This is a genomic window from Rhodovarius sp. (assembly GCF_040399605.1).
Lineage (GTDB): Bacteria > Pseudomonadota > Alphaproteobacteria > Acetobacterales > Acetobacteraceae > Rhodovarius > Rhodovarius crocodyli_A.
The window spans coordinates 1-4,905 of record NZ_JBBARU010000129.1 but is presented as its reverse complement, the minus strand read 5'-3'; the positions used below and the strand labels follow the sequence as shown (position 1 = coordinate 4,905).

Genomic DNA, 4,905 nt, shown 5'->3' with positions numbered 1-4,905 from the left:
CTGACCATGCGCGGGGTCATCCTCTATGCCGGGCCGGATGGCCAGGCGGCGCTTACCCTGGGCAGCGGCGGCGAGGTACGCAATGCCAATCGCCGCTATGAGGGCTTGCGGGTGTTGCGCGCCAGCCAGTCCGACTGGTCCGACGAGGCCGATATCGGCATTGTGCTGCGCAACCTCGATGCCAGCCATGTCGAGATTTTGCAGGCCGAGGGCTTCACAATTGGCCTGCGCAGCCTGGGCGACCAGCGCGGCTTTGAAGATAGCACCCTGCATCTGGGCCGCATCGCCAATAACAAGATCGGCCTCGATGTGCGCACCGGCAGCGCCGCCGGCTGGAACAATTCCATCACCTATCTGGGTGGGCATTTCGTCGTAGCCTCGGGGGTGAACCCTACCATCGGCCGCTTTGGCGTGCGCTTCTCCTGCGCCGATGGCGGCTATGACCGGCACAATCAGCACCTCTTCCTCGGCCCCGCCTTTGAATTGCAGCGCCATGGCACCCCGGGCAGCGTGGATGCCATCCCCTTCCTGGTCGATGTGGCCGATGCGCGCTGTATCACCGCGCGCTCCATCCGCATGGAGCAATGCAGCGAATATGTGGCGCGCCACACCGGCGGCGCGAGTGATTGCCTCTATGAGGTCGGCTATACCGGCACCTATGGCTTCACCGGCAATGGCGTGCATTACCCCAATGGCGCGACCCGCGCCGGGGCGAGCGTCCTGTCGCTGCACCAGGCCGCAGCCGCGCATGCCACGCCCCGGCTGATCGCCGAGGCCGCCAATATCCGCACCCGCGCCTTCCGCCAGACCATCGATGGTCCGGGCGGGGTGGGCTTTGAAGGCATGGCCGTGCTCTCCGGCAACCCCGCGGGCGCGCCCACCACCCTGGATGGCTTATGCTTTGCCGGCCTTAACAACTTCATCCTCAATGCCGAGAGCATCGGCATCCCCACCTCGCGCGCCCTGGGCTTCGTGGTGGATTGCGCGCAATGCAAGGAGTTCTTCATCGCCGCAGAGGGCAGCGAATTGCGCCCCGTCATCCAGCAATTCGATGCATCGGAGAATGTGCTGGGCGTCACCTCATCGCTGCTCTTCTCCAATATGAACGCGCTCTGGGCCAGTTCGCCCACCATGTGGTGGGAGGGCAATGCCAATCTGGACAGCCTCTCCGGTGGCTATGCCGTCAACCAGCTGCAACGTGTCACCCTGCATGGAGATGCGCGCTTCGCGCTGATCGGCGTGCGTGGCGGTTCGCCCAGCGCGGTGATCACGGCGCTCCGGCTCTACACCCCCGCCGTCTATGCCCCCACGGTGCTCTTCGGTGGCAGCCGCCGCTGGGGTGTGCGCGAATACACCGCCACCGATACCGGCTGGACGATACCCGCCCTGGCCGCCAATGCCACCGCCACGCGCGACGTGACGCTGCCAGGCCTGCGCCAGGGCGATTTTGTCAATGCGAGTTTTGCCAAGACCGCCGGCTTCCAGAATGGCGGCGTGATCTTCCACGCCGCTGTGGGCGGCACCGCCGGCGCCGATCAACTGCGTGTCACCGCGCAAAACATCAGCGGCGGCAGCATCACCATCGATGCCGGCACGCTGTATGTCCACGCCGTAAAACCTCGGGTCTAGGCGGCGCATGCTCCCCCGCCGCCGCAGGCAAAAGGGCCTGGGTGTCGATATCGCCGCCCAGGCCCGGCACGTCTTCGCCGAATACCTCGCCTTCCTGCATGCCGATATCGCATCCCAGGACCCCGATCACGCCCGGGCCTTCCTCGCCCGCCACACCGCAGCCCGCGCCGCCATCACCCATATCGACGCGTTGCTCAAACTCGATGGAGGCACCGCCCAGAACAACCAGGACCAGCACACCGCCATGCTCACCCATGCCCGCCGCGCGCTGGCGGGTGACAGACCGGAGATCACATCGGATGACACCGAAGCCCAAGAGTGACTTCATTGAATTCGTCTGGGTCTGGAATGAGACGCAGGGCATGGGCACGCCCGCACATCACCGCCGCATCGCGCGCTGGTGCGATACGAGGGTGGCGGCGGGCGATCATCGGCTGCTGCTGATGGCCTTTCGCGGCTCGGGCAAATCCACCCTGGTGGGGCTGTTTTGTGCCTGGTGGCTGCAGCGCAACCCCGAGGCGCGGATTTTGGTGCTGGCGGCCGATCAGGCGTTGGCCGGCAAGATGGTCAGCCAGGTTCGGCGCATCATCGAGCGCCACCCGCTCTGCGAGCATTTGCTGCCCGATGGCGAAGATGCCTGGGCCGCCGATCGCTTCACCGTGGCCCGCCGCGGCGTGCTGCGCGACCCCTCGATGCTGGCGCAGGGGCTCACCGGCAATATCACCGGCGCGCGGGCCGAGATGATCATCTGCGATGATGTCGAGGTCGCCGGCAATTGCGACACCCAGGCCAAGCGCGAAGATATGCGCGAGCGCCTGGCCGAGTGCGAATTCGTGCTCGTGCCCGGTGGCACGCAAATCTTCGTCGGCACGCCGCACACCACGCAGAGCATCTACCGCATCGCCGATGAGCCGCTGCTGGCGGGCTATCACCGCCTGGCCATGCCGCTGCTCGACAGCCAAGGCCGCAGCGCCTGGCCCGAGCGCTTCCCAGCCCCCAGCATCGAGGCGCTGCGGCTGCGGGTGGGCCCGCTACATTTCGCCCGGCAGATGCAGCTGCGCGCGGCGCGCGATGCCCATCTGCGCCTCGACCCGGCCCTGATCATCCATTACCGCGCCGAGCCCGATTACCGCGAGGCCAATGGCCTAGCGCAGCTGCATCTGATGGGAAGGCGCATGGTCTCAGGCGGTGGCTTCTGGGACCCCGCCTTCGGCCGGCCCGATGGTGGCGATGGCTCCGTCCTGGCCGCCGCCTATACCGATGCCGAGGGCCATTACTACCTGCATAGCCTCACCTGGCTGACGCATGACCCGAACCAGGCCGAGGACAGCGCAACCCAGCAATGCAACCGGGTGGCCGCCATCGCCGCGGAGCTGCATCTGCCCGCCGTGCATGTCGAGACCAATGGCATCGGCAAGTGCCTGCCCGCCATGCTGCGCCGCGCCCTCGCCCAGGCGCGGGTCGCCTGCCATGTGCGCGAGCATGTCAGCCGCCGCGCCAAGCATGAGCGCATCCTCGCCGCCTTCGACCCGCTGCTGGCCGCACGGCGGCTGCTCGCACATGAGCGGGTGATGGCCGGGCCGCTGCCCGATGAAATGGCCGAATGGCGGCCCGAGGATAAGGCGGCGCGCGATGACGCGCTCGATGCGATCGCCGGGCTGATCCTCAGCGAGCCGGTGCGCCTGCCCCGCCTGCCGCCGCCGCCCCGCCCGCCTTCCTGGCGCGGTGGGGATTGACCAACTCGCCATGGCGCGCCTGGCCGAGGGCGGTGATCTGCCATCGCCCATCCGCCCTGGGCGCGGCCAGGCCCATGCCGGCCAGCCTCGCCAGGCATGGCCCATCCTTCAGGCCATCCGGCCGCCCCAGCGCCGCCACCAGCAAAAGCCGGTGCAGCGCCGAGCGGCAGCAGGTTTCAAGATAAGGCTCGTTCCAATTCACCCCAAAGCCCCCCGGCATCGCTCAAGGCCCCCGGCCCTGACTGGAGAAGCTTAACATGAATTCCCCCGAAATCCCCCCAGCCCTGATCGTCATGGTGTTGCAGACCAAAATGCTCATCGTGCTGTTCTGCATGCTGCATGGCATCCGGCGCGAATTGGACCGGCGCATCGAGCGCGGCGACCTGCGGCAGACCGATGGGCTGGCCCGCACCCGCGATGAATTGGCCGCCTTCAAGCTGGAGGTGGCGCGCAGCTACGTGCCGCTCACGCTCATGCGCGGCGTGGATCAGCGCATCACCGATCACCTCATCCGTATCGAAGAAAAACTCGAGGAAGCCACCCGCCGATGAACCCCACCGAGATTCTCGCCCGCACCCTGCATGCCGAGGCCGCGGGCTGCGCGCTGCGCGGCGTGGAGGCGCTGGCCGCCCTCGTGCTGCGCCGCGCCCGCATGGCCATGGCCTGCGATGAGGCCCGGCTGCGCTTTGCCCAAGGGACGCTGGCCCAGGATGGCCCGGCGATGATCGTCGCGGTCTGCCGCGCTCCCTTCCAGTTCGGCTGCTGGCACCCCGGCGGCGCGGCCTGGGGGGCGGGGCCGGAGAATGCCCATCTGGCCATGTGCCGCCGGGTGGCGGCCCGTGCCCTGGCCGGCGCCCTGCCCGATATGGCGCCGGGCGCCACCCATTGGCACAAGGCCCAAAGCCTGCCGGGCTGGGCGGTGGGCCGCATGCCGCTGGCCGAGGCCGGGGGGCTTGCGCTCTATCGCCTGGCGGCGTGAAAGGCGGCATGGAACGCCATATCTACACCCTTGTGCGCCGCACCGATTGGGCGGCCGCCGAAAAGGCCGGGGCCTATACCGGCAGCGAAGATGACCGGCGCGACGGTTTTCTGCATTTCTCCACCGCCGGCCAATTGCGCGCCACCGCGGCAAAACACCGCGCCGGCGAGGCGGATCTGGTGATCGTGGAGGCCGATGCGGCGGCGCTTGGCAGCGCGCTGCGCTTCGAGCCGCCGGCGAGCGGCCGGCCGGGACTTTTCCCCCATCTCTATGGCAGCCTGCCGCTCTCAGCGGTGAGCCGCGTTATGCCGCTGCCGCTTGGCGCGGATGGGGTTCATTGCTTTCCCGAGGGTTTTGCTTAGCGGCCCATTCGCGCAGATCCCTCGAAAAATGTGCCGCCATCGCTGCTGGCTATCGAGGCCTTCCCTCGGTTGGTCAGCGCCCGCTCATTGTTCGGCGCGGTCTTGGTAACACCAATGATTTCCAATGGCCGCCTGCTCCTGACGACAGCCTGCCAATAACCCTTGCGGCGGCCGTTGAGGTGATTTGGGCCGCGACTTG

The 4,905-nt window shown here is 67.7% G+C and carries 8 protein-coding genes; 6 read left to right on the top strand and 2 right to left on the bottom strand.

Annotated elements, in window-relative coordinates; genetic code table 11:
• The 3 genes from ABWP84_RS18060 to terL form a co-directional block, all read left to right on the top strand.
• A partial coding sequence (locus ABWP84_RS18060; RefSeq protein ID WP_353213415.1) for a phage tail fiber protein occupies positions 1–1,629 on the top strand: 1,629 nt, incomplete at its 5' end.
• A 7-nt stretch (positions 1,630–1,636) separates the two neighbouring features.
• Entirely contained in the window at positions 1,637–1,951 is a 315-nt protein-coding gene (locus ABWP84_RS18055) for a hypothetical protein (RefSeq protein WP_353213414.1), read from the top strand.
• Positions 1,929–3,365: a phage terminase large subunit gene (gene terL / locus ABWP84_RS18050; RefSeq protein WP_353213413.1), complete on the top strand. Its 1,437-nt coding sequence runs from the start codon at positions 1,929–1,931 to the stop codon at positions 3,363–3,365. Before ABWP84_RS18055 ends, terL begins: the two co-directional genes overlap by 23 nt.
• Here terL and ABWP84_RS18045 read toward each other — a convergent pair.
• A complete protein-coding gene (locus ABWP84_RS18045; protein ID WP_353213412.1) occupies positions 3,295–3,585 on the bottom strand; it encodes a hypothetical protein in 291 nt (96 codons plus the stop codon). The two genes, terL and ABWP84_RS18045, sit on opposite strands and share 71 nt — an antisense overlap.
• A 37-nt stretch (positions 3,586–3,622) precedes the next feature.
• Here ABWP84_RS18045 and ABWP84_RS18040 point away from each other — a divergent pair, with 37 nt between their 5' ends.
• Genes ABWP84_RS18040 through ABWP84_RS18030 form a run of 3 tightly spaced genes read left to right on the top strand, consistent with a single transcriptional unit; the run spans position 3,623 to position 4,706 of the window.
• Entirely contained in the window at positions 3,623–3,916 is a 294-nt protein-coding gene (locus ABWP84_RS18040; RefSeq protein WP_353213411.1) for a hypothetical protein, read from the top strand.
• Entirely contained in the window at positions 3,913–4,344 is a 432-nt protein-coding gene (locus ABWP84_RS18035; protein ID WP_353213410.1) for a cell wall hydrolase, read from the top strand. The genes ABWP84_RS18040 and ABWP84_RS18035 overlap by 4 nt, the downstream gene beginning before the upstream one ends.
• A gap of 8 nt (positions 4,345–4,352) precedes the next feature.
• Positions 4,353–4,706, top strand: coding sequence for a DUF952 domain-containing protein (locus tag ABWP84_RS18030; RefSeq protein WP_353213409.1), 354 nt, complete (start codon positions 4,353–4,355; stop codon positions 4,704–4,706).
• Here ABWP84_RS18030 and ABWP84_RS18025 read toward each other — a convergent pair.
• A partial coding sequence (locus ABWP84_RS18025) for a hypothetical protein (RefSeq protein ID WP_353213408.1) occupies positions 4,703–4,905 on the bottom strand: 203 nt, incomplete at its 5' end. The two genes, ABWP84_RS18030 and ABWP84_RS18025, sit on opposite strands and share 4 nt — an antisense overlap.